The 23,930-nt window shown below is 33.5% G+C and carries 15 protein-coding genes and 2 pseudogenes; 9 read left to right on the top strand and 8 right to left on the bottom strand.

The features are described 5' to 3' along the window. The first annotated feature begins 2 nt into the window (after positions 1-2). From AC27L2_RS09580 to AC27L2_RS09540, 9 genes and pseudogenes are all read left to right on the top strand, one after another. Positions 3-905, top strand: coding sequence for a CoB--CoM heterodisulfide reductase iron-sulfur subunit B family protein (locus tag AC27L2_RS09580; RefSeq protein ID WP_487211545.1), 903 nt, complete (start codon positions 3-5; stop codon positions 903-905). Positions 906-907: 2 nt separating this feature from the next. Then, the gene (locus AC27L2_RS09575; protein WP_487211544.1) at positions 908-4,303 is read left to right on the top strand and encodes an FAD-dependent oxidoreductase; all 3,396 of its coding nucleotides are present in this window, start codon (positions 908-910) and stop codon (positions 4,301-4,303) included. Positions 4,304-4,315: 12 nt separating this feature from the next. Beyond that, a complete protein-coding gene (locus AC27L2_RS09570) occupies positions 4,316-4,756 on the top strand; it encodes a hydrogenase iron-sulfur subunit (RefSeq protein ID WP_487211543.1) in 441 nt (146 codons plus the stop codon). 1 nt (position 4,757) lies between these two features. Next, entirely contained in the window at positions 4,758-5,744 is a 987-nt protein-coding gene (locus tag AC27L2_RS09565) for an NADH-quinone oxidoreductase subunit B family protein (RefSeq protein WP_487211542.1), read from the top strand. A 13-nt stretch (positions 5,745-5,757) separates the two neighbouring features. After that, positions 5,758-7,236, top strand: a complete 1,479-nt coding sequence (locus tag AC27L2_RS09560; protein ID WP_487211541.1) for a Ni/Fe hydrogenase subunit alpha — start codon at positions 5,758-5,760, stop codon at positions 7,234-7,236. Positions 7,237-8,396: 1,160 nt separating this feature from the next. Then, positions 8,397-9,635 carry a TolC family protein gene (locus AC27L2_RS09555; RefSeq protein WP_487211540.1) on the top strand — a complete coding sequence of 413 codons (1,239 nt, stop codon included), beginning with the start codon at positions 8,397-8,399 and terminating at the stop codon, positions 9,633-9,635. Between the two features lie 13 nt (positions 9,636-9,648). Continuing rightward, the gene (locus AC27L2_RS09550) at positions 9,649-10,818 is read left to right on the top strand and encodes an efflux RND transporter periplasmic adaptor subunit (protein ID WP_487211539.1); all 1,170 of its coding nucleotides are present in this window, start codon (positions 9,649-9,651) and stop codon (positions 10,816-10,818) included. Between the two features lies 1 nt (position 10,819). Continuing rightward, positions 10,820-13,915: an efflux RND transporter permease subunit gene (locus tag AC27L2_RS09545; RefSeq protein WP_487211538.1), complete on the top strand. Its 3,096-nt coding sequence runs from the start codon at positions 10,820-10,822 to the stop codon at positions 13,913-13,915. A 38-nt stretch (positions 13,916-13,953) separates the two neighbouring features. Next, positions 13,954-14,261 (top strand): annotated as a pseudogene (locus tag AC27L2_RS09540) (heavy metal translocating P-type ATPase); the annotation flags it as partial. Between the two features lie 81 nt (positions 14,262-14,342). On the opposite strand, the pseudogene AC27L2_RS09535 reads toward AC27L2_RS09540, so the two are convergent. The 8 genes and pseudogenes from AC27L2_RS09535 to AC27L2_RS09500 form a co-directional block, all read right to left on the bottom strand. Beyond that, positions 14,343-14,723, bottom strand: a pseudogene (locus tag AC27L2_RS09535) (DUF302 domain-containing protein). A gap of 354 nt (positions 14,724-15,077) precedes the next feature. After that, entirely contained in the window at positions 15,078-15,491 is a 414-nt protein-coding gene (locus AC27L2_RS09530) for a heavy metal-binding domain-containing protein (protein ID WP_487211537.1), read from the bottom strand. Positions 15,492-15,806: 315 nt separating this feature from the next. Further along, complete coding sequence (locus AC27L2_RS09525; protein WP_487211536.1) at positions 15,807-18,956, bottom strand: efflux RND transporter permease subunit; 3,150 nt, start codon at positions 18,954-18,956, stop codon at positions 15,807-15,809. Between the two features lie 240 nt (positions 18,957-19,196). After that, positions 19,197-19,583 carry an endonuclease domain-containing protein gene (locus AC27L2_RS09520; protein ID WP_487211535.1) on the bottom strand — a complete coding sequence of 129 codons (387 nt, stop codon included), beginning with the start codon at positions 19,581-19,583 and terminating at the stop codon, positions 19,197-19,199. A gap of 147 nt (positions 19,584-19,730) precedes the next feature. Next, positions 19,731-21,443, bottom strand: a complete 1,713-nt coding sequence (locus AC27L2_RS09515) for an efflux RND transporter periplasmic adaptor subunit (protein WP_487211534.1) — start codon at positions 21,441-21,443, stop codon at positions 19,731-19,733. A 14-nt stretch (positions 21,444-21,457) separates the two neighbouring features. Then, the gene (locus AC27L2_RS09510; protein WP_487211533.1) at positions 21,458-22,738 is read right to left on the bottom strand and encodes a TolC family protein; all 1,281 of its coding nucleotides are present in this window, start codon (positions 22,736-22,738) and stop codon (positions 21,458-21,460) included. Positions 22,739-23,131: 393 nt separating this feature from the next. Next, positions 23,132-23,377, bottom strand: coding sequence for a type II toxin-antitoxin system HicA family toxin (locus AC27L2_RS09505; RefSeq protein WP_487211532.1), 246 nt, complete (start codon positions 23,375-23,377; stop codon positions 23,132-23,134). Next, on the bottom strand, positions 23,370-23,597 hold the full coding sequence (locus AC27L2_RS09500; RefSeq protein WP_487211531.1) for a type II toxin-antitoxin system HicB family antitoxin: 228 nt from the start codon (positions 23,595-23,597) through the stop codon (positions 23,370-23,372). Before AC27L2_RS09500 ends, AC27L2_RS09505 begins: the two co-directional genes overlap by 8 nt. Positions 23,598-23,930 lie beyond the last annotated feature (333 nt).

The following is a 23,930-nucleotide window of genomic DNA, read 5'->3' as shown; positions in this document are numbered from 1 at the left end:
AAATGAAATACGCATATTATCCTGGCTGCAGTCTTCATTCAGTTAATAAAAGTTATGATCAATCGTGCAAAGCAGTATTTAATAATCTCAATTGTGAATTAACTGAATTAGAAGACTGGAATTGCTGTGGAGCAACAATTTATATGTCAATTAAAGAAATTACTGCGCTTGCAGTTGCTGCACGTAACCTTGCTCTTGCTGAAAAACTTGGCTGCGACATTGTTACTCCTTGCAGTTCTTGTTATACAATACTCAACAAAGCTAATCGATATTTGAAAAATAACGAAGAAGTATTTGAGAAAGTTAATCGCTGTTTAAACGAAGCTAATTTATCGTATCATGGAACTATACGGGTTAGACATCCGCTTGATGTCCTTGTGAACGATGTTGGAATAGAAGTAATTAAGTTACACATAAAGATATCATTACAAGGATTAAGGATTGCGAATTATTATGGCTGTCAAATAGTTCGCCCGGAAAAAGGCTTTGATGACAGAGAAAATCCAATGTCGATGGAGAATCTTTTTGAATCATTAGGAGCCAAAGAAATTTATTTCCCTTATAAATTGCGATGCTGCGGGGGTATGCTTATGACAACTTTTCAAAATGCCTCTCTTAAATTATCAAAAGAAATATTAGAATGTGCTGAAGAAAATGATGCCGATTGCATTGCAACCACCTGCCCGCTATGTCAAATGAATTTGGAAGGATATCAAAACAAAATAAATAAAATATATGGCACTGAATTTAAGATGCCAATTCTTTTCTTTACTCAAATTTTGGGTGTAGCCTTAGGAATCGATAAAAAAGAATTAGGATTGGAAAACAACTTTTATAAATGTGAAAAATTAGAAGAGTTATTCATTTCATCTTCAAAACAAAACGAACTTACTATAGCGGGGTAAAAATGAATAATAACGAAAAAGTTGGCATCTATATTTGTCACTGCGGTGTAAATATTGCACAAACCGTCAGAGTTGATGAAATTGCGGAACGAATGAGGTCAAAACCCCATGTTGCAGTTTCTACAACTTATAAATTTATGTGTTCAGACCCCGGGCAGCAAATGATACAAAATGATATTAAACAAAAAGGGTTGACAAGAGTAATTGTTGCTGCTTGTTCACCTCATATGCACGAATTAACATTTAGAAATGCCTGTGAAAGAGCTGGATTAAATCGATACTTATTTCAAATGGCAAATATAAGAGAACAATGTGCATGGGTTCATAATGATATAGATAAGGCAACAACGAAAGCATTAGCATTAGTGAATGCAGCATATAGACGAGTATTACATCATATTCCTCTTCAAGTTGGTAAAAGCAAAATTAATCCAAATACATTAATAATAGGCGGAGGGATTGCAGGAATTCAGGCAGCATTGGAAATAGCAGAATCGGGCAACAAGGTTTATCTAGTAGAAAAAGAATCAACTATTGGCGGACAGATGGCAAAGTTTGATAAAACTTTTCCAACACTTGATTGTGCTGCCTGTATATTAACTCCTAAAATGGTATCTGTCAGTCACAGAAAAAATATAGAATTAATGACCCTTTCCGAAGTAGAAAAAGTAAGCGGATATATTGGCAACTTCACTGTAAGAATAAGAAAAAAAGCCCGGTATGTTAATTCTAAATGTACATCGTGCGGTGAATGCACAAAAGTATGCCCTGTTAAAGTTCCAAACTGGTTCGATGAATTTAAACAAATGCGTACTGCAATTCATAAAGCATTTCCTCAGGCAGTTCCAAACACATATGTCATAGATCGACAGGAACGACCACCCTGTATTGAGTCGTGTCCAATTCGTCAGGAAGCTGCAGGATATATTGCATTAATTCGAAACGGAAGATTTCACGAGGCTGCACAACTTATTCATAAAAGAAATCCTCTTGCATTTATTTGCGGCAGAATTTGTTATCATCCATGTGAAAGTGAATGCAATCGCGGACATGTAGATAAACCACTTGCAATACAACAACTGAAACGATTTGCACTCGATTGGGAATTAAAACACTATGGAAAATTTGTTCCTCCTAAAATTGAAGTAAAGCGAGAAGAAAAAGTTGCTGTGATTGGTTCTGGTCCCGCCGGGTTAACATGTGCACATGACTTAGCACTCAAAGGCTTTCAAGTTACAGTCTTTGAACAACATTCAATACCAGGCGGAATGCTTGCTGTTGGTATTCCAGAATATCGACTCCCAAAACATCTCTTAGCTATGGAAATTAATTATCTGAAAGATCTTGGAATACAATTTAAAACTAATACGAAAATTGGAACTGATATTACTATAGATGAATTGTTTTCCGATGGATATTCTGCAATATTCATTGCTATCGGTGCACATAAAAGTATTAAACTTAATATTCCAGGCGAAGATGCAGATGGAGTTATTTCGGGTATTGAATTCCTTAGAAAAGTAAATGTGGGGATTGGTATCGATATAGGAAAGAATGTTGCTGTGGTAGGAGGCGGAAATACTGCTATTGATGCTGCGCGAACTGCTCTTCGGTTAGGGGCACGAAAAGTTACAATTTTATATAGAAGAACTAAATTTGAAATGCCTGCTTCCGAAGAAGAAATTGAAGATGCTGAAGCTGAGGGAATTCATATTGCTTATCTAACAGCTCCTGTTGAAATTCTTAAAGACAATGGTAAAGTAAAAGCTTTAAAATGTATTCGAATGACTCTGGGCGAGCCTGATTCATCAGGCAGAAGAAGACCTATTCCTGTTCCTAATAGTGAACATATACTTGAATTTGATAAAGTGATTGTAGCAATTAGTCAAACTCCAGATTTACAGGATCTGCAAATGAATAATACTTTTATTACAACAAAATGGGGAACACTTCAAACTAATCTCGAAACACTCGAAACAAATGTCAAAGGAATTTTTGCAGGCGGTGATGTTGTTTTAGGACCTTCAACAGTTATTGCATCGATGGGACAAGGTAGACGGGCAGCCGAATCAATCGAAAAATATCTTAATAATGAACCTCTGCAAAATTATACTACTCATATGGTTAAATTAGAAGTATTACGAGGTGAAAGTTTCAGACCCCATTCTTATGCTCCTACATACAAAGAAACTCCAAAGATAGAACGTGAGCGAGTTCCCAAATTAGATCCATCCAAACGAAAAAACACTTTTGAAGAAGTAGAACTTGGCTTTATTGAAGAACAAGCAGTTCGGGAAGCATCACGATGCTTAAATTGTGGTGTATGTGTTGAATGCCATGAATGTCAAAGAGTATGCGAACCAAATGCAGTTGATTATTCCATGAAAGATGAAATTATTGATGTTAATGTTGGACAAATAATTGTTGCAACAGGATATGATATTCTGAATGCCTCAAAATTATTTCCTTACGGCTATGGAAGATTAAAAAATGTTTACAGCTCTCTCGAATTTGAAAGAATCTTATCCTCTACTGGACCAACTAATGGAAAAATACTATTAGAGAATGGCAAAGAGCCACGGGCTGTTGCAATTATTCACTGTGTTGGTTCAAGGGATTCTAATTTCAACAAATATTGCTCACGTGTTTGCTGCATGTATGCAATGAAATTTGCACATCTTATTAAAGATAGAACTAATGCCGAAGTCTATCAATTCTACATCGACATGAGAGCCTATGGAAAGGGCTACGAAGAATTTTATTCAAGAATATTAAACGAAGGAGTCAATGTCATTCGAGGCAAAGTTGCAGAAGTTGTTGAGAGAAAATCGAAAGACGGCGATACATTTTTAGCTGTAAAGTGTGAAGATACTCTTATTGGAAAATTTAGAGAAATTCCAGTCGATATGGTAATCCTCTGCAATGCCATTGAACCAAATAAAGGAGCAGAAAAAATTGCAAAACTTTTGAGCTTATCAAAAAGTCCGGATGGATTTTTCTTAGAACGGCATCCAAAGTTAGATCCATTTTCAACAATAAGTGATGGAATTTATATAGCAGGATGTGCACAAGGACCCAAAGATATTCCAGATACAGTTGCACAGGCAAGTGCTGCAGCAGGACGAGCTCTCTCTATTATTTCGAAAGGTGAAGTAGAAATTGATCCTATTCGTGCATTCATCGATGAAAAATATTGTTCAGGCTGTCGTATCTGTAATAATTTATGTCCTTACAATGCAATCGAATTTGACGAAACCAAAAAGGTCTCCTTCGTCAACGATACACTTTGTAAAGGATGCGGAACTTGTGTTGCAGCCTGCCCGGCAAGTGCTATTACAGGCATGGGATTTTCTGATAATCAAATCTATGCTGAATTAGAAGGAATCTTAGAAATATAAAATAGTAGAACTATGAATACTGAACAAAATACAAATGGATTCGAACCAAAAATTGTCGGCTTTCTTTGTAATTGGTGTGCATACTCAGGAGCCGATTTAGCCGGTGTCTCAAGAATTCAATCATCACCAAATATTAGAATTATTAGAACAATGTGTTCAGGCCGGGTAGACCCATCTTTTATTTTGGAAGCATTCAAAAAAGGCGCCGACGGTGTTCTTGTTGCCGGTTGTCATTTTGGAGATTGCCATTACCTTGAAGGAAATTTTAAAACAATCAGACGAATAGAATTTCTTAAAATGCTATTAAATCAATTTGGTATAAACGAAAAAAGAGTACGACTTGAATGGATCTCTGCTTCCGAAGCTGAAAAGTACGCAAAAGTATCTTTTGAATTTACTGACGAAATTAAAAAGTTAGGTCCATTAAAATTGTTTAGAAATGAACGAGGGTAAAATGGCAAAACCAAAATTAGCATTGTATTGGGCTGCAAGCTGCGGCGGATGCGAAATTACAATTCTTGATATTGAAGAAAAAATTTTAGACGTAGCCGAATTTTTTGACATTGTTTTTTGGCCCTGTGCAATGGACTTTAAATACAGTGACATTGAATCAATGGATGATAACTCAATTGATATAACACTCTTTAATGGTGCAATTCGCAATGACGAAAATGAACATATGGCAAAATTATTAAGAAGAAAATCGAAATTATTAATTGCATTTGGTTCTTGCGCTTCGGAAGGTTGTATCCCAGGTTTAGCAAATTTGTTCACGAAAGAAGATATTTTTGATTTTGTATATAAATCTTCACCAAGTCTTGAAGAAGAAAGCAAAGGAATTTTTCCTGTTACAAATACTCAACAAGCAGAAGGTGAAACAACATTACCAAAATTTTGGAATACAGTTCATACATTAGACCAGATTGTAGATGTTGATTATTATATTCCCGGATGTCCGCCACAATCATTTCAAGTAACTGCAGTTCTTTTAACAGTAATTGATATACTAAAAACAGGGAAAGAATTACCTCCAAAAGGCTCGGTTTTGGGTACCGATAGTAAAACGTGCTGCGATGAATGTCCACGAATAAGAAAAGAAAAAAAGATAAAAGAATTTTTCAGACCTCACGAAATTATTCCTAAAGAAGATGAATGTTTATTAGATCAGGGAATACTATGCATGGGACCTGCAACACGAAGTGGATGTGGTGCTCTCTGTGTAAAAGCGAATGTTCCCTGCCGCGGATGCTATGGTCCACCTCCTAATGTAAAAGATCAAGGTGCGAAAATGATTTCTGCATTAAGCTCAGTTATTGATGCAACAACTCCCGAAGAAATAAGAAAAATATTAAATAAAATAGCAGACCCGATTGGAACATTATATAGATTTTCTCTTGCTGCCTCTCTTTTACAACGAAAACAAAATGATATGATAAATTAAAACAGTTAATGCTATGAAACACATAAAAATAGACCCAATCACACGACTTGAAGGTCATGGTAGAATTGATATTTTTTTGAATGATGAAGGCGAAGTTGAAAATTGCTACTTCATAGTTCCTGAATTACGCGGTTTCGAAAAATTTGTTCAGGGCAGACCTGTAGAAGAAATGCCCCGAATTACCACTCGCATTTGCGGTGTATGTCCCGAAGCTCATCATATGGCATCTGCCAAAGCCTGTGATGCAGTCTACAAAGTAGAAATTCCGCCTGCAGCTAAAAAGCTGAGAGAATTGCTTTATTCGGTTTTCTTCTGTGCTGACCACACCGTTCATTTTTATGCTCTGGGTGGTCCCGACTTCGTTGTTGGACCTGATGCACCAAAGTCAGAACGAAATATTTTAGGACTCATTAATAAAGTTGGTATTGAAGCAGGGAAAAAAGTTATTAAGCTCCGCTCACTTGCACAAAATATAATTCAAACTTTGGGAGGCAAAAAAATTCATCAAGTAACTGCGATACCTGGCGGAATTACAAGAGGTCTTAGCGAAGAAGAACGAGAGCAATTTGCTAAAGATTTAGAGTACTTTATCGACTTTGCCAAGTTTACATTTAAGGTCTTTGATGATATCGTTTTAAAAAATTCCAACTATATTGATCTTATTCTCTCTGATACATATACACAAAAAACATACTATATGGGATTAGTCGATGAGAATAACAAAGTAAATTTTTATGATGGCAAAGTTCGGGTGATAGACCCAGAAGGAAACGAGTTTTGTAAATATGAGCCAAAAGAATATACAGAGTATATTGCTGAACATATTGAAAGCTGGAACTATCTTAAATATCCATTCTTGAAAAAAGTTGGTTGGAAAGGATTTGTTGATGGAATTGATAGCGGAGTCTACATTGCAACTCCTCTTTCAAGGTTGAATGTCTCTGAGGGAATGGCTACACCTTTAGCACAAGAAGAATATGAAAAATTTTATCAAACTTTTACTGGCGATCACACTGGAAAAATTCCAGTTCATCATACATTAGCAACGCACTGGGCACGTATAATTGAATTGATGTATGCAGCCGAACGAGCAAATGAACTCATTAATGATCCAGAGATAACATCAAAAGAAATAAGAACAATACCAACAGAAATACCAACGGAAGGGGTAGGCATTGTTGAAGCGCCGCGAGGAACATTAACTCATCATTACATTACTGATGAAAGAGGAATTGTTCAAAAAGCAAATTTAATTGTTGGGACGACGAATAATCATGCAGCAATATCGATGTCAATTAAACGAGCGGCAAAGGGATTAATTAAAAAGGGCTGCGAAATTACTGATGCTACGTTGAACATGATAGAAATGGCTTTCCGCGCATATGATCCTTGCTTTGGTTGCGCTACGCATACATTACCCGGACAAATGCCCATAGAGCTGTGCGTATACGATGCAGACGGCAATTTGATAAATCATAAACAACGCTATTAAATTATTTCATTATTAATCCTCTCTCTTAATATTAAATAAACTCTATTAAATAGCATTCCTTAAACTTAGATTGATTACTTTCGGCGGACCTGATGCACATATTTTTATGATTGAAGAAAAAATTGTAAGCTGATGAATAATAGACAAGCCCAGAACTTTTCAAAATTTGGGTTAAAATGTTTGTGATGAAAGAAGAATCTTACTAAACATGCCTTTAATAGCGAGTATGTGAAAAAGGAAAATGTTAGAATATATGCAATTAAAAGAGGACTTATGACCATCAAAAAAAATAAAATCAACACTGCAAATTTTAAAAAATCAGTAAGCTAAATAAAAACCTTAGTATCTGAAAGAAAAACTTTTTTCATTTAAATATCACAAAACATAGAACTTGAGATATACTTGAAGGATGAAAATAAAAGTATAGTTGGCTTTATTATTACAGAACTTTGTTAACCTGCTTTGACTTAATTGAATTTTTACAAAACAAAAGTTCTAATAGAAATTAACTATGATATATTTGGAATAACTAATGTATGGAAAGACAAGTTGCTTCGGGAGTTTATTGCTCACTTTTATTAAACAAAATATTAACTTTTTTATATTTCTTTGTAATTATTTAGAGATTTAGAAAAAATAAATTCCTTACGAACATTAGTAATAAATACTAACAGAAATTTTTCCCAATTCTTTTTGTTTTGTTTCAAAGACAAGTTATATTTAAGCATGAAAAAAAGAAAAAAAATAATTTCATTTTTTATTCTTATTAGTTTTGTGCTATTCTTTGCTCATAGCGAATTGAATCTTTTTTCTGAGTTAACGCAAAAACATAATCACAAGGATTTTTGTGAAATTATTAAACTAACTAGAATTGAAAAAACAGAAAATCTTTATAAAAAAATTACTACACGGGATGTTCTTTTTGATTATGATAATTGTTGTGAAAAATGTAAAAAGATAAAGAACTATTTACAAAATTCTGACTTATATCCTACAAAAAAATTTTTTACTCCAAATACATACCTCTTTAAAAGAACACTTCTTATTTAAGCTTTCCAAGCTTACTTCTATGTAGAAATAAATTGAATTATTATCCCAATCATTGGGAATTGGTGTATAATCACCAAAGTAAATAAGTATTTATTAAATAGAGGATGGCTATGTATAAACGAATAGTTGTAATTATTCTATTTATAACTTCAGTTGTATTTGGACAAACAAAAAAAATATCATTAAATGAAGCTATTGAAATTGGATTAAAAAATAATCCGGAAATCAAGGCAGCGCAGGAAAAAATATCAGAAGCCAAAGGAAGATTCTGGAGCGGAATATCATTACCTCAGCCGGAAGTTGGAGTGAGTTATGAATACACGCCAGTGAACAGAAGTTTAAGTAATTACAGCGAAAAAACTCTGGCACTAAGTCAGTCATTCGAGTTCCCTACAAACTATTTTTTGAAAGGCAGCAAATTAAATATTGAAGAGGAGATTGATTATTATAGATTTAAGCAAACCGAAGTTATAATCACATCACGAATAAAATCTGCTTATTACAATGTACTTGCAAAGGAGGAACAATTAAAGATTGCAGAAGAAAATCTATCGATTGCTGAGGATTTTTTCAAAAAAGCAGAGATAAGATATAATGTAGGTGAAGGAACTAATCTTGAAAGACTAACTGCAAGAGTTCAATTCACAGAAGCAAAAAATAATTTAGAAGTTGTATGGAACGAACTTAAAACTGCAATTGCAGAATTAAATTTTGCTTTAGGATGCGGAGGACAATCAGAAGAGATTTTTACGCTCAATGATAGTTTGGCTTTTAGCGAATATAAATTTTCTTTAGATGAATTATTTAGCTTATCTTCTTATGCTAATCCAAAAATAAAAATTGCAGAACTAAATTTAAGTTCCTCCCTTATTGATAAAAAGCTTGCGTGGTCTTCTATTTTACCGAGCTTTAATCTTTCTTACTTCAAGCAAACAAGGGATGGCGACAATGGCTATTACGGTGCATCCTTTGGAATTTCTGTTCCATTGTGGTTTATGTTTCAACAACGTGGACAAATCCAAGAAGCATCGGCAAATGTAAATATTGCTGAATCGGAACTGCAATTAGTAAAGAATGAAGTTTACCTTAGATTAAAAAGCACATTCAATGATTATGAAAATGACCTTAAACAGGTAAAACTTTACTTAAATGACATATTGCCACAATCAGATGAAATCTTCCGTGTTGCTACAAAGAGTTACGATGCTGGTGAAATTACATATTTAGAATATCTTCAAGCCAAACAAACTTTGATATCTTCGAAGAACAATTATATCAAAGCACTTCTTAAGTATTACTTATCACTCTTTACACTTGAAGAAACTGTTGGTCAAAGTTTATTAAAATAAAATTGGAGATAAAATGATAGAATTCAAAAAATATTTATTGGTAACAATACTTATATCAGCCTTACTTATTGGCTGCAGTAAAAATGAAAACAATGAAGAAAATGAAAAGAAAACTGAAACAAGGGAAAGGATTATTGTTCTAAATAAAGAAGCAACTGAAAAAATTAATTTGAAATATGTTATTGCTGAAATAAAACCATTAAATGGATTTATAAAAGTTCCTGCTGTAATAATTACAAACCAAAACAATGAAGCACTAGTTGGCTCTTTAATGCAAGGACGAGTTCACAAAGTATTTGTAAATGTTGGTGATTATGTAAAAACCGGACAAGTGTTGATGCAGATTGAAGGACTTGAAATAGGTCAACTGAAAGGTGATTATCTTAAAGCAAAAGCAAATCTTGATTTTGCAGAACAAGAATATAAAAGACAAAAAACTTTGCTTGAACAAAATGTTGGTTCTCAAAAAAATTATCTGACTGCAAAAGCAGAATACGAAAAAGCTTTAGCAGAATTCAATGCTGAAGATAAAAAAATTCATTCGGTTGGTTTAACTCACGAGGATATTGAAAACATAAATGAGAATGAACATACATCTGGATTACTAACAATCAAATCACCTATAGATGGAATTATTGTTGAAAGGAATGTTGTGATTGGGCAGTTAGTGGAAACAAATACAAACGCTTTCAGAATAATCAACACTAACAGTATTTGGGCTGATGGTCAGATTTATGAAAAAGACATTCTTAAAATTTTTGGCAAACCGACTATCGAATTTTCTACCACATCAATACCAAATCAAACATTCAAAGGGAAAGTAATATATATTGGGCAAGTTGTTGACGAGCATACACGAACAATTAAAATCAGAGCTGAAATTCAAAATACTGCCAACAAACTTAAACCAAATATGTTTGGTGAAATGTTAATCCCTCTTTCATCTGAGGCAAAAGGAATTGTTGTACCATCAGAAAGTGTAATCAAAGATAATGATGAAAGTTATGTTTTTGTTGTTGAAAACGATACAACATTTAGAAAGCAAATTGTGAAAACAGGCGTTGAGTCAAATTCATCGGTAGAGGTAATTGAAGGATTAAAATCTGGTGACAAAGTTGTATCAAAGGGTGCATTCTTTCTTAAATCAGAAATGATGAAAGAATCTTTAGGAGAGGAGGAATAATATGATAGAAAAAATAATTCACTTCTCTCTTAAACAAAAATTACTGATAGTTTTTGCTGTTATAATTTTAATAGCTGCAGGGATTGCTGCATTCAGACAATTGCCTATTGATGCTGTGCCGGATGTAACTAACATTCAAGTACAAATTCTCACCTCCTCTCCAACACTTGCGCCGGTTGAGGTTGAACGAACAATTACTTTCCCAATTGAAGTTGCAATGAATGGTTTACCGGATGTTGAGGAAATTCGCTCAGTCTCAAAATTTGGATTATCATTAGTTACTGTTGTATTCAAAGAAAATGTTGATATTTACTTTGCCAGGCAGTTAGTATTTGAGAGACTGCAAAATGCAGCTAATGAAATACCAGCAGAACTTGGAAAACCTGTTTTGGGTCCAACCAGCACTGGATTAGGTGAAATTTATCAATATGTGATTAAGCCCAAAGGAAAAACTAAGCAAGATTCGACTGAGTTGATGGAAATGAGAACGCTCCAAGATTGGGTTGCCAAAAGACAATTGCTCACCGTTCCAGGAGTAAATGAAGTAAATTCATTCGGTGGATTTGAAAAGCAGTATCAAGTTTTAGTTGATCCCCAGAAACTTATTAGTTATGGAATCACCTTGCGTGATGTTTATGAGGCTGTGGCAGAAAATAATTCCAATGCTGGGGGCGCATACATTGAACATAGTAATGAGCAATACTTAATTCGTGGAAACGGTTTGGTTCAAAATATAGATGATATAAAAAATATAATTGTAAAGACTGATAACAATGGAACGCCAATTTATATCCATAATGTTGCTGATGTAAAATTTGGACCTGCATTAAGGCAAGGTGCTGTAACAATGAACGGAGAAGGTGAAGTTGCAGCCGGCATTGTAATGATGCTTAAAGGTGCTAACAGCCGAACAGTTGTTGAGAATGTAAAAAATAAAGTTGAAAGTATTAGAAAAACTTTGCCGGAAAATGTTGAAATGGTTCCTTTTTATGATAGAACCGAGCTTGTGAATAAAACAATTTGGACTGTTGCAAAAAATTTATTGGAAGGTGGAATATTAGTTATTGCAATACTTGTTTTACTTTTATTCAATCTTCGTGGCGGTTTTATTGTGGCTTCTGTTATTCCTCTATCAATGCTCTTCGCTGTTATAATGATGACGGCAACCGGAGTATCAGGCAACTTAATGTCTCTCGGCGCAATTGATTTTGGATTAATTGTTGATGGTGCTGTAGTAATGGTTGAAAATGCAATCAGAAAACTTCACGAAAGAAAAAATGATGTTAGCACAAGCGAAACCGTACTTGAGTCTGCCTTAGAAGTAGGAAGACCAGTTGTATTTGCTGTTGGCATAATCATTATTGTTTATTTGCCTATAATGACCTTGACAGGTCTTGAAGGAAAGATGTTCAAACCTATGGCATTTACAGTTACTTATGCTCTTATCGGTTCATTAATATTAAGTTTAACTTATGTTCCCGTAATGTCTGCAATTATGTTCAAGAAAAAAGTAAAAGAAAGAGAGAGTCCGATTATCATTTATGCAAAGAAATATTATGTTCCTTTGCTAAAAAAATTATTAAATAAAAGAATTTTAGTTGTAAGCGTATCAGGCGTTCTTGTTCTGATTAGCTTTATCATTTTTCCATTTTTAGGAAGTGAATTTATACCTCAATTAGATGAAGGAGCAATTGCAATTCAAGCTTTCAGATTACCCAGTGCTTCGCTGACAACTGCAATTGAAACATCTACAATGATTGAGAAGGAAATATTAAAATTTCCGGAAGTTGAAAGTGTTGTATCCAAAACTGGAAGGGCAGAAATAGGAACCGATCCAATGGGAGTTGAGATGAGCGATATCATTATCAATCTTAAACCTAAAGAAGACTGGACTACAGGAAGAACAAAAACAGAATTGATTGAAGCTATGGAAAAAGAGCTTAATAAAATTCCTGGAATTGCTTATAGCTTCTCACAGCCAATTCAATTAAGAGTTGCAGAGTTGATATCCGGTGTTAAATCAGATATTGCAATTAAACTCTTTGGCGAAGATTTAAATGTTTTAAAAGAGAAAGCCAATGAAATAGTAAAGGTTGTTAGTCGGATTAACGGAGCCAAAGATGTAAAAGCAGAACAGATAACCGGATTACCACAGCTTCAAATAAAGATTGACCGGAATAAAATTGCACGCTACGGAATTAATGTGGCTGATGTAAACCAAATAATTGAAACAGCTATCGGAGGTAAAGAAGCAGGTAAAGTATTTGAAGGCGACAAACGATTTGATTTGGTCGTAAGATTTGCACCAGATGCAAGAAGTGATATAGAAACAATCAAAAATATCCTTGTTCCATCACCAAACGGTTCAACAATACCGCTTAGTCAAATTGCAGATGTTTTTGTTGAAGAAGGTCCGGCACAGATAAGCAGAGAACACAGCCAAAGAAGAATTGTTGTAGAGCTAAATGTAAGAGGCAGAGATATAGGAAGCTTTGTCGAAGAGGCTGAAAAGAAAATTTATGAACAAGTTAAGCTACCAACTGGCTATTATTTAGAATGGGGTGGAACATTTGAAAACCTTCAAAACGCTCGAGAGAGATTAATGATTGTAGTCCCATTGGCTCTATTCCTTATTTTCATTCTTCTGTTCATTTCATTCGGTTCAATCAGAAATGCCTTGTTAATTTATACTGGAATTCCTTTTGCAATTGTTGGCGGTGTGTTTGCTTTACTACTGCGTGGAATGCCCTTCAGTATTTCTGCAGGAGTCGGATTCATTGCGCTGTTCGGTGTTGCTGTATTGAACGGAGTTGTGATGGTTTCATTCATAAATAAATTACGGCAAGAAGGAATGTCTTTGGAAGATGCTGTAATTGAAGGAGCTGCAACCAGATTAAGACCAGTGTTAATGACTGCTTTAGTTGCTTCTCTTGGATTTATTCCAATGGCATTATCAACCAGCGCCGGAGCTGAAGTGCAAAGACCTCTTGCAACTGTTGTTATTGGAGGTTTAATAACTTCAACTCTATTAACGCTCTTTGTTTTACCAACACTTTATAAATGGTTTGAGAAAAAAGAAGTTGAAAGAGAATTATAAACTAAGAGGGAAATGAAATTGCTTCTGTTTGAAATTGAATAAATGATTCGCCGGTAATGGCTAATGCTGATGTTGGAATAGCAATGGATGCTTTGGGTTCCAATGCTGCAATTGAGACCGCAGATGTTGTTCTTATGACCGGATTTACCTTTGCAGGTTGTAGCAACGATTTATGTAGAAAAAACCCGAAAGATTATCTGGCAAAATATTTTCCTTGCAATGAAAGTAAAATTTTTCTTCATTTTTCTCGGCACATTTGGAATTGCAACAAATGTGGGAAGCAGTATTTGGAGATATGGTCGTTGCGGTATTAGCTATCTTGAATGCGATGAGAGTTTTAAAATGAAAAATAGGAACTATATCTTAAAACAATTTTATCGTAGAAGAATTTTATTGTAACCGCTTTATAACAAATTAAGAAAATTAATTAGAGAGAATCAATTAACTTCTTTAATTTAGTTTGAATTTTTCCTGCTATAGAACAGAGTCCCTCATTTTTAATTGTATGCATTTGCTACAGGATCAACAGAGACAATTTCAATTTTGTTTTACCTGCTCGATAACAATTACATTGCATGGCAGCATTGTTCCTATTTTATCTTTTGCCTGAAGAGCCTTGTATGCCTAAGGGTGATTGCATGCACCTAATATTTTATACTTTTTGAAATTGACATCTAATTTTTTTTTAATGTTTCCTTAACATCAATTTCTGTAAGGATACCGAATCCTTCGGCTTTGAGCGCAGTTGTAACTTTTTCAATTGCTTGTTCAAAGCTGTTATTAACTATTTTGGGAAATAGTAACTCATCTTTTATTCCTTTTTATTTTGGTGACCATGTTCAAATTTCGATAATGATTCTCCATAGTCATATGCTGCAGTAATAAAATATTTTCTGTACTATCGAACTCAGATGATAACGATTTAATTACGGTTAACAAGTAGATAAATTTCTAAAAGTTTCCGATAAAATATTTTCAACTATCTCTTTCTATTTTTCAATCTTATGTAGCCTCAAAGATTAACGAATGGGGAGTGTCTAAATGTAATTTTTCAATTAATAATCTATGAAAGTCCGTTAAAATCTGTGCCCTCTGTGTTCTATTTTTTAAATTAACATTAATTTTTAGACACTCCCCATTCATCTATATAAAGTAGAGCAGATTATTTCTGCTCTACGCCATTTTTAACCTTAAAATTATGTTTGAGTAAATTTTCTTTTGCTTGTTGAAGAGTTACCTCTTTTAGATTCATTCCGCATAATGGACATTCACCAGGTTTATCGGAAATTACATTAAAATCCATTTGGTCTTGGAAAACTTTTCCGTCTTTATTTTTATCAATTGCATTCAAATCAATTTCACCTTCTCTAATTAAAGGGGATTTCTTTTTGTCTTTATCTATCATTTTTGAATGCGGAGTAGAGTCTTTCATCATATCGTGCATTTTTGAATGATCATGTTTCATCATTTTATGGTCTGTCTTAGTAGAATCTTTTTTATCTTGTGCATCAACTACAGAAACAAGAACTAAAAACAGAATTGCTGCAATACTGCTCAATGCTTTTAAAGTTTTCATTTTAACACTCCTTTGTTTTTAACGCTCATTTGTTAATAGTAATTTGTTATTTATTAATATTTTACTTGCCTGATTTATTATGGTCAATAATCATGTAAGAATTTTCCTTCTTTATTTCTTCTTTACTTTTTTATCATTTATAATTTTTTCTTAAGCTGTCATATAAATTCCTTTTTTAAGATTCTAACACTATTGAGCTTGCATAAAAAGTATCTTGCTAATGTATAACTCACCCTAAATCCCTCTCTTAAAAAGAGAGGGACTTTGAAAAATAGAGCGAAATAGGGGGATGAGTTTAGTTGTTTTAAGTACTTTTTACACATTCTCCATTCCTTTTTCCTTTGCTTCTTTTTTCATTTCCCATGAACGCCAGAGGTAATAAATTACAGGATAAACGGCTAACTCCATCAATACTGAAGTAACAACACCGCCGAGCATAGGAGCAGCAATTCGTTTCATTACATCTGCACCAGTTCCGTGACTCCACATAATTGGAATTAAACCAGCAATAATTACAGAAGCAGTCATAATTTTAGGTCGTACACGTTTAACAGCACCATGATGTATAGCTTCTTTAAGTCCTTTCAATCCAGTAAGTAAACCTTTTTCTTTCCATTCTTTTAATGCAATATCAAGATAAAGTAACATAACTACGCCGGTCTCTGCATCTAAGCCGGCAAGAGCAATTATTCCAACCCAAACTGCAATACTTAAATTGTAACCGAGTAAATAAAGAAGCCAAAAAGTACCAACTAAAGAGAATGGAACAGCAAGAAAAACAATTGCAACTTTTGTAAGCGATCGAGTATTGAGATAAATGATTATAAAGATTATGAATAAAGTCATCGGAATTACTAACATCAATCGTTCTTGAGCACGCAGCATATATTCATATTCACCACTCCATGTGATATTATAACCAGCAGGCAGTTTAATTTTTTCAGCAACTATTTTTTGAGCATTTTTAACATAAGTTCCTACATCAATATCTTTTATATCAACATAGACCCATGCATTAGGACGTGTATCCTCACTTCTTACAACCATAGGACCTTTGCGTGGTGTAAAAGTTGCAAGTTGACCTATTGGAACTTGTTCTCCAATTGGAGTTGGAATCAAGACTCTTTTTAAGGCATCAATATTATCTCGTAATTCTCTGCTGTAGCGGAGGTTAACAGTATATCTTTCTAATCCTTCTACTGTATTTGTAACAGCCATACCGCCCATTGCAGTTTGAATAACTTTTTGAACGTCATCTATCGTCAAACCATATCGTGCAGCTTCTTTTCTATTAATTTCAATATCAAGATAATTACCACCGACAGCTCTTTCTGCAAAGGCACTTAGAGTCCCGGGAACTGTTCTCATTACAGCTTCCACCTTTCTACCAATTTCTTGCAGTGTATCCAAATCAGGTCCAGAAATTTTAATTCCAACTGGTGTTTTAATTCCAGTAGCAAGCATATCAATTCTTGTTTTAATAGGCATTGTCCATGCATTTGTTACACCTGGGAATTGAATTGCACGATCCATTTCATCAATAAGTTTTTTTGGTGTCATCCCTGGGCGCCATTCACTTTCTGGTTTTAACATTATTGTAGTTTCAATCATATCAAGACCAGCTGGATCGGTTGCAGTTTCTGCACGTCCAATTTTGCCAAATACATGATGAACTTCTGGAAATTGTTTTATGATTTTATCTGTTTGCTGTAACAATTCTTTTGCTTTTGTAATTGATATTCCCGGCATTGTTGTGGGCATGTAAAGTAAATCACCTTCATAAAGTGGAGGCATAAATTCAGAACCAATTTTTTTGAACGGAATTATTGTTAAGCCGAGAATAATTAATACAGCAACAATTACAGCTTTGTTGTACTTTATTACAAAATCAACAACAGGATGATATATTTTAATAAGAAACCTGTTAATAGGATTTTTTTCTTCCGGCAATATTTTACCACGAATCCAATAACCCATCAGAATAGGAACAATTGTTATTGATAGAATTGCAGCAGCAGCCATTGAATATGTTTTTGTGAATGCTAATGGTCTGAATAATCTGCCTTCTTGGGCTTCGAGTGTAAATACTGGAATAAAAGATACAGTTATAACAAGTAATGAGTAGAATAACGATGGTCCCACCTCTTTCGATGCATCAATAATTATTTGCCAGCGATTTCTTCGTTCTTCGGGCGGTTTTAGTGCTTCGTGTTCAATATGTTTATGTGCGTTTTCAATCATAATAATTGCAGCATCCACCATTGCACCAATTGCAATTGCAATTCCACCTAATGACATTATGTTTGCATTAATTCCCTGCCATCGCATTATTATAAAAGACATTAATATAGCTGTGGGCAATGTAAAGATTGCTACAAACGCACTTCTTGCATGCATTAAAAATATTATACAAACCAGAGCCACAATTAATATTTCTTCAATAAGTTTTTCTTTTAATGTATCAATAGCCCTTTCAATTAATCCTGATCTATCATAAACGGGTTCAATTTTTACATCTGATGGAAGACCAGCTTTTAATTCTTCGATTTTCTTTTTTACTCCTTCAATAACTTTAAGAGCATTTTGTCCATACCTCATTACAATAATGCCACCAACAACCTCGCCTTCGCCATTGGATTCTGCTAAACCTCTTCTCATTAATGGACCAATCGTAACATCTGCAACATCTTTTAAGTAGACAGGTGTATTAGTTCTTTTATCTACCATCAATGGAATATTTTCAACATCCTCAATTGATTTGATATAGCCAAGTCCTCGCACCATAAATTCCATTTCACCCATTTCAATTACTTCACCACCGACGTCGTTATTCGATTTTTTAATTGCCATTTCAATCATATCGATTGGAATGTTATAGGCTAACAATTTTGCAGGGTCAACTGTTACTTGATACTGTTTAACATATCCACCAATACTTGCTACTTCAGCTACACCTTCAACAGAAGAGAGTGCATATTTTAGATACCAATCTTGAATTGACCGAAGTTCTTGAAGGGACCTTTTATTTGATGTAAGCTGATATTCATAAACCCAGCCGACACCTGTTGCATCTGGACCTAAAGTAGGAACTACGTTAGGGGGAAGTCTTTTTTGTGCATAGTTAAGATATTCTAATACTCTACTTCTTGCCCAATAAATATCAGTTCCATCTTCAAAAATTATATAAACAAGTGAGAAACCAAAAAATGAATAACCCCGCACTACTTTAGAACCTGGCACAGAGACCATTGCTGTGGTTAAAGGATAGGTAACCTGGTCTTCTACTATTCTTGGTGATTGTCCGGGATATTCTGTATAAATTATAACTTGTACATCACTCAAATCTGGAATAGCATCTACAGGAGTATTCACTAAAGAATAGATTCCAATACCAATTATAAAAGCTGTTGCGAGTATGACGAGAAATTTATTCTTTACAGAAAACTCAATTATTTTTTGTAACATTTTTACTCCAATGTAAATTTATGTTTTATCATACATTATTTGACTTGTTAAGTAAATTTGAAGATTGACTAAAGTTAACCGTTATTCAATTAAAAAACTCACCCTAAATCCCTCTCTTAAAAAGAGAGGGACTTTTTCCCGTTTTCTCACCAATTGTTGATGGGGGTTAAGTTCAAATACCAAATAATTTTCAAACATCTTTTCATTAAAAAATTAAAAAGATGATAGGTTTTACATTTATTAATTTTCAAGATATTTTTTTAACTCATCCAATACATTTGATAGATTATTGATTATTTCTTCATTCTTAAATCTTATGACTCTTATTCCTAGATGATTTATGACTTTTGTTCTTGTACTATCTTCCTTTAGTCTGTATTGATGTATTTTACCATCAAGTTCAATAATTAACTTAGCCTCGTGACAATAAAAATCGGCAACAAAAAAAGTTTCTTTACCAGTTATATCATGAAAGATTGGGTATTGACGATAAAATTTTTTACCACAAAATTTTCTATTGCGTACAACTCGCCAAAATATTTTTTCTGCTTCTGTTTGATTTTTTCTTAATTCTCTACAGATTGACTTTGCAATTTGTACTAATTTTGTTTTGTTGTTTAAGCTCATAATTGTTTACCTTATTAATTAACCCACCCTAAATTACTATCTGCCTTTGTAAGCATACAAGTATGGAAAAGAGTGGGAAGCCACCCCTTCTCTTCCCAAGAGAAGGGGATGGGGGTTGAGTTCAAATACGCTATTATTCTTCTGATTCTATTTTTTATACTCAAACCCATGTTTCTCAAGATTAGCTTTAACTTCGTCAATTGTAAATTCTTTGAGTGTCATACCGCATATTGGGCATTTACCTGGTTTATCAGAAATTACATTCCAATCCATAATGTCTTGATAAAGTTTACCATCTTTATTTTTATCAATTGCATTTACATCAATAACTCCTTTGCGAATTATTGAATTATCATCGTCTTCATGAGTTATTTCTAATTTTTTTGATTTTCCATCATTCTTTTGTTTCTCTTTTTCATCCATATTCATTTTGCTGTGGTCTTCCGAAGACTTTTGCTGTTCCATAGGTTTGCCTGCCTTGTCGGTAGGCAGGCTCATATCCATTCCTTTATGACCGCTCATTTGCTGAATTGCTGCTTTAAGATTGCTTTCCGAATCAATCAAGAATTGAGAAGAGACAACAATTTTTTCACCTTCTTGAATACCTTCAAGTATCTGAACTAATCCATCCGATTCAACACCCAATTTAACTTCTCTTGGTTCGAAGTAACCGCCGCCTAATGAAATTACAGCTATATTTCTTTCGCCAGAGCGGATAATTGCCTGATTTGGAACAACAATAGCATCAACAGAAACGGGGGAGACAAATTTAACTGTAGCAAACATTCCAGGTTTAAAATCATAATTTGATGTATTTCTTACTTCGGTTCTTACTTTTATAGTTTTTGTTTCTTCGTTTAAGAAAGGATAAATGTAAGTTACTTTGCCTTGATAAGTTTTGCCTGGCAAGTAAGATAATTCCAATTCAACTTTTTGGCCTAACTTAATCCACGGTAAATCCATTTGATAGATATCAGCCATAACCCAGACTGTCGAAAGGTCGGCAACTTTATATAATTCCATCCCAGCCATAATTTGTTTGCCTTGATAAATCATCTTTTCAACAACAATTCCATTGACTGGCGAATAAATAGTAAGAGTTTTTTTAGGAGCATTATTTCTTTCAATTTCTTCAATATCTTTTTCTGAAATATCCCAGTAGAGCAATCTTCTCTTGGCACTATTAACCAATTCTTGAGCTCCTTCTTTTACATCACTCGAACTTTGAGATACTTTTTTTAGATAACGAATTGCCTGAAGATATTCTTCTTGTGTACTTACAAGTTCAGGACTGTAAATTTCAAACAGCGGTTGACCTTTACTGATATATTTGCCCGTGTAATCAACATATAGTTTTTCAACCCAGCCCATAATTTTTGTTGTGATAGTTGTAACTTTTGTTTCATCATAATCAATTTTACCTGTAGTTCTAATTACTTTTTGCATCTTTTGTCTTTTTACTGTTTCAACGCGCACACCAATATTTTGAACTACAACTGGATCGATTTTAATTCCTTGAACATCACTTTCACCTTCATAGACTGGAACTAATTCCATTCCGCAGTCTGGCGCAATTCCTGGTTTATCCGAAGTGTACCATGGATGCATAGGGTCTTTATAATAAGCAATTTTCTTTTCGCCGCTTTTAGATTCTTCATCAGCATAAACAGGAACGTAATCCATTCCATCAGGTGCTTTTTTAGGTGTAGGAGAAGTTTGAGTTGGATCCATTGGATTACGATAGTATAAAATTTTTCTTTCTTTTTCTTGAACAGATGACGTACTTGATTTAAAGACGAGCCATCCAATACCTAATCCAACAATAAGGAAGACTATTGCAGTTATAATTATTTTTTTCATTATAAAATCTCCTTTTAATTTCTATCTATATTTTCTACAATTTCATTGATTGATAAACCAACCGCTTGTTCAAGCTGTGCTTTTGCTAACATTAAATTCATTTCGCTCATATAAAAATCTAACTTTGCCATAAAAAGCATTCTGTATGCATCGATTAACATTAAGAACTCGGTCTTACCTGTTTTATATGCTGCCAAGGTTGATTGAAGTGTTTGTTCAGCTTGCGGTATCACAGTGTTTTTATTGAGGTTATATAAATTTCTGTTTGTTTCTAATTTGACAATAGCATTTTGGACTTCATAAGAAATCATATTTTTCATAGAATTGAATTGCTCTTCGGCTGTTTTGATATTCAACTGATTTTCTTCGACCTTTCCGCTGTACTTATCTTTCGACCAAAATGCAATCGGAACATTTACACCTACCATAGCAGACCAAAAATCGTTCTTGGTATCAGTCATATTTTTATACATTACTTTTACCATGATATCTGGATAGAATTCTAACTCAGATGCTTTCAATTCACTTTTATACATTTCAATGTTGAATTTCATCCCTTTCAATTCAGGTCTATACGACAAAGCAATTGGAAGAAGCTGTTGATAATTAAATTCTGGAATAGCTTCATATATACTATCAATCTCCTTAAAAGGCTGATAAGGTGGACGATTTAAAATTGTATTTAGCATCGTTTCAACATCTCTCTTTTCTTTATAAAGATTTACTTCATCATTAATCAATGAAGAAAGCTCTGTTTGTGCACGAATGATGTCGGGCTGCTTTCCCATACCAACTTCATATTGCTTTGTAGCTATTTCAATAAACTGCTTCAATAATTCCTGATTCTCTTTGTTGATTTCAATTTTTCTTTGAACAAGATAAAGTTCATAGTAAGCACTTTTTAAATCTCTTATTATTTTATTCTTTAGTGCATTGAATTGCTCTTCATACATGTTAGAATTATAAGTTGCAGATAATCCCATTGCTTTTAGTTTACCGGGAAACGGTATCATCTGTTGAACGAAATAATCTGTCTCCATATTATTTTTTAATGGATTTGGAAAAGATTGAATTGGAAGCTGGAAGAATTCGATTCCAACTTGAGGGGCATCCCATGCAGTAACTTGTTTTATCTTTTTCTGAGTACTAAGAAATTGATTTTGAGCTGCCTTAAGTTGAGGATTATTTTGAAGTGCTTCTGTTATTAAAGAATCAAGATAAGTTTTTTGGACTTGAGCTTTTGATATGTCAAATAGTGATAATAGGATTAAAATAATAATTGAGGTTCTTCTCATAAGTTTTCCTGAATTCATTGTTTGATTTTGTTGATTCGTATTAAGATTAGCATAATTCCAATAATGATTATGAAATAAATAATTAACCAGATGATATTTGTTAAAGTGTTATTCATAGCAAATATGAATTACAAAGTTTATGCCTGTAAAATGTTCTATTTTAGACTTGTTTTGTGATGGTAATTGATAGGCTATTTAAAAAATTTTAAATGGGTTTAAAATTTTTAAATGAATTAATGAATTGAAAAAACTTACTGATACTATGTTCTCCGAGGTTCTCTGTGATATCTCTGTGGTTCTCAGTGTAATTTTTTTCTTACACGGAGAGCCACTGAGATTTTCACGGAGAGCCACGAAGAAAATGAGATTTATATTTCAATTCTTAAATTAGAATTATTCGGAAAAGAAATGATTTTTTAATTCAGCTTCAGAGATGAATTTCGAAGCTTGTCTTATTATTGCTTTTAATGTTCCCTTATCTATTTCCTTATGATTCGGGATTGTTATTGATTGCTTAGTGTTATCATTTAAATAACGACTTAATTTAACATGACTTCCTTTTTGCTTCTCAATAATAAAACCAAATTTTTGAAAAATCTTAATTAAGTCCTCACCAGATAGGACTTTGAGTTTAGGCATATATTAAACTATCTAATTCTATATTTGCAATAATTGTTGGATTTGGTGCGATATCAAGTTCTTCCAAATTTTCATTTTCGAGATGAAGTTCAATAGCTTCTTTCAAATTCTTAACAAGTTCATCTAAAGTTAAACCTTGTGTTACAATTGGCAAATCAGCACATTCAGCTACAAAATATTTTTCCCCTTTGAATATATGTACACTTATTATTTTTTTCATATTGTTATCTTTCATTTTTTTGAAATATACAAAAAAATTAATTGTAAAATTCAATTTTATTATAAAACGTTAGAAGAGGAATCTCGAGTTTGTAAGCAGCTTCAGTATTTTCTCATTTAGTGTTATCGAAATTTTCTATGTTCTCTAAGGATCTCTGTGATATCTCTATGGTTCTCTGTGTAATTTTTCTTTTTACACGGAGTATCACGGAGTTTGTCACGGAGAACCACGAAGTCATACAAAAAATAAAATCTATGTTTCACTTAGTAGTTGATTTTTACTCCATTAAGAAAACTAAAATTCTGTTAATCAGTGTAATTTATTACCTTTCAT

The organism is Rosettibacter sp. KY25 (genome assembly GCF_057554405.1).
The sequence above is the reverse complement of the archived record's forward strand: the minus strand, read 5'-3'. Positions and strand labels throughout refer to the sequence as shown.

Excerpts from the sequence above, each read along its gene's own strand:
- AC27L2_RS09580 (WP_487211545.1), top strand. The coding sequence starts at position 3 with ATGAAATACGCATATTATCCTGGCTGCAGTCTTCATTCAGTTAATAAA.
- AC27L2_RS09575 (WP_487211544.1), top strand. The coding sequence starts at position 908 with ATGAATAATAACGAAAAAGTTGGCATCTATATTTGTCACTGCGGTGTA.
- AC27L2_RS09570 (WP_487211543.1), top strand. The coding sequence starts at position 4,316 with ATGAATACTGAACAAAATACAAATGGATTCGAACCAAAAATTGTCGGC.
- AC27L2_RS09565 (WP_487211542.1), top strand. The coding sequence starts at position 4,758 with ATGGCAAAACCAAAATTAGCATTGTATTGGGCTGCAAGCTGCGGCGGA.
- AC27L2_RS09560 (WP_487211541.1), top strand. The coding sequence starts at position 5,758 with ATGAAACACATAAAAATAGACCCAATCACACGACTTGAAGGTCATGGT.
- AC27L2_RS09555 (WP_487211540.1), top strand. The coding sequence starts at position 8,397 with ATGTATAAACGAATAGTTGTAATTATTCTATTTATAACTTCAGTTGTA.
- AC27L2_RS09550 (WP_487211539.1), top strand. The coding sequence starts at position 9,649 with ATGATAGAATTCAAAAAATATTTATTGGTAACAATACTTATATCAGCC.
- AC27L2_RS09545 (WP_487211538.1), top strand. The coding sequence starts at position 10,820 with ATGATAGAAAAAATAATTCACTTCTCTCTTAAACAAAAATTACTGATA.
- AC27L2_RS09530 (WP_487211537.1), bottom strand. The coding sequence starts at position 15,491 with ATGAAAACTTTAAAAGCATTGAGCAGTATTGCAGCAATTCTGTTTTTA.
- AC27L2_RS09525 (WP_487211536.1), bottom strand. The coding sequence starts at position 18,956 with ATGTTACAAAAAATAATTGAGTTTTCTGTAAAGAATAAATTTCTCGTC.
- AC27L2_RS09520 (WP_487211535.1), bottom strand. The coding sequence starts at position 19,583 with ATGAGCTTAAACAACAAAACAAAATTAGTACAAATTGCAAAGTCAATC.
- AC27L2_RS09515 (WP_487211534.1), bottom strand. The coding sequence starts at position 21,443 with ATGAAAAAAATAATTATAACTGCAATAGTCTTCCTTATTGTTGGATTA.
- AC27L2_RS09510 (WP_487211533.1), bottom strand. The coding sequence starts at position 22,738 with ATGAGAAGAACCTCAATTATTATTTTAATCCTATTATCACTATTTGAC.
- AC27L2_RS09505 (WP_487211532.1), bottom strand. The coding sequence starts at position 23,377 with ATGCCTAAACTCAAAGTCCTATCTGGTGAGGACTTAATTAAGATTTTT.
- AC27L2_RS09500 (WP_487211531.1), bottom strand. The coding sequence starts at position 23,597 with ATGAAAAAAATAATAAGTGTACATATATTCAAAGGGGAAAAATATTTT.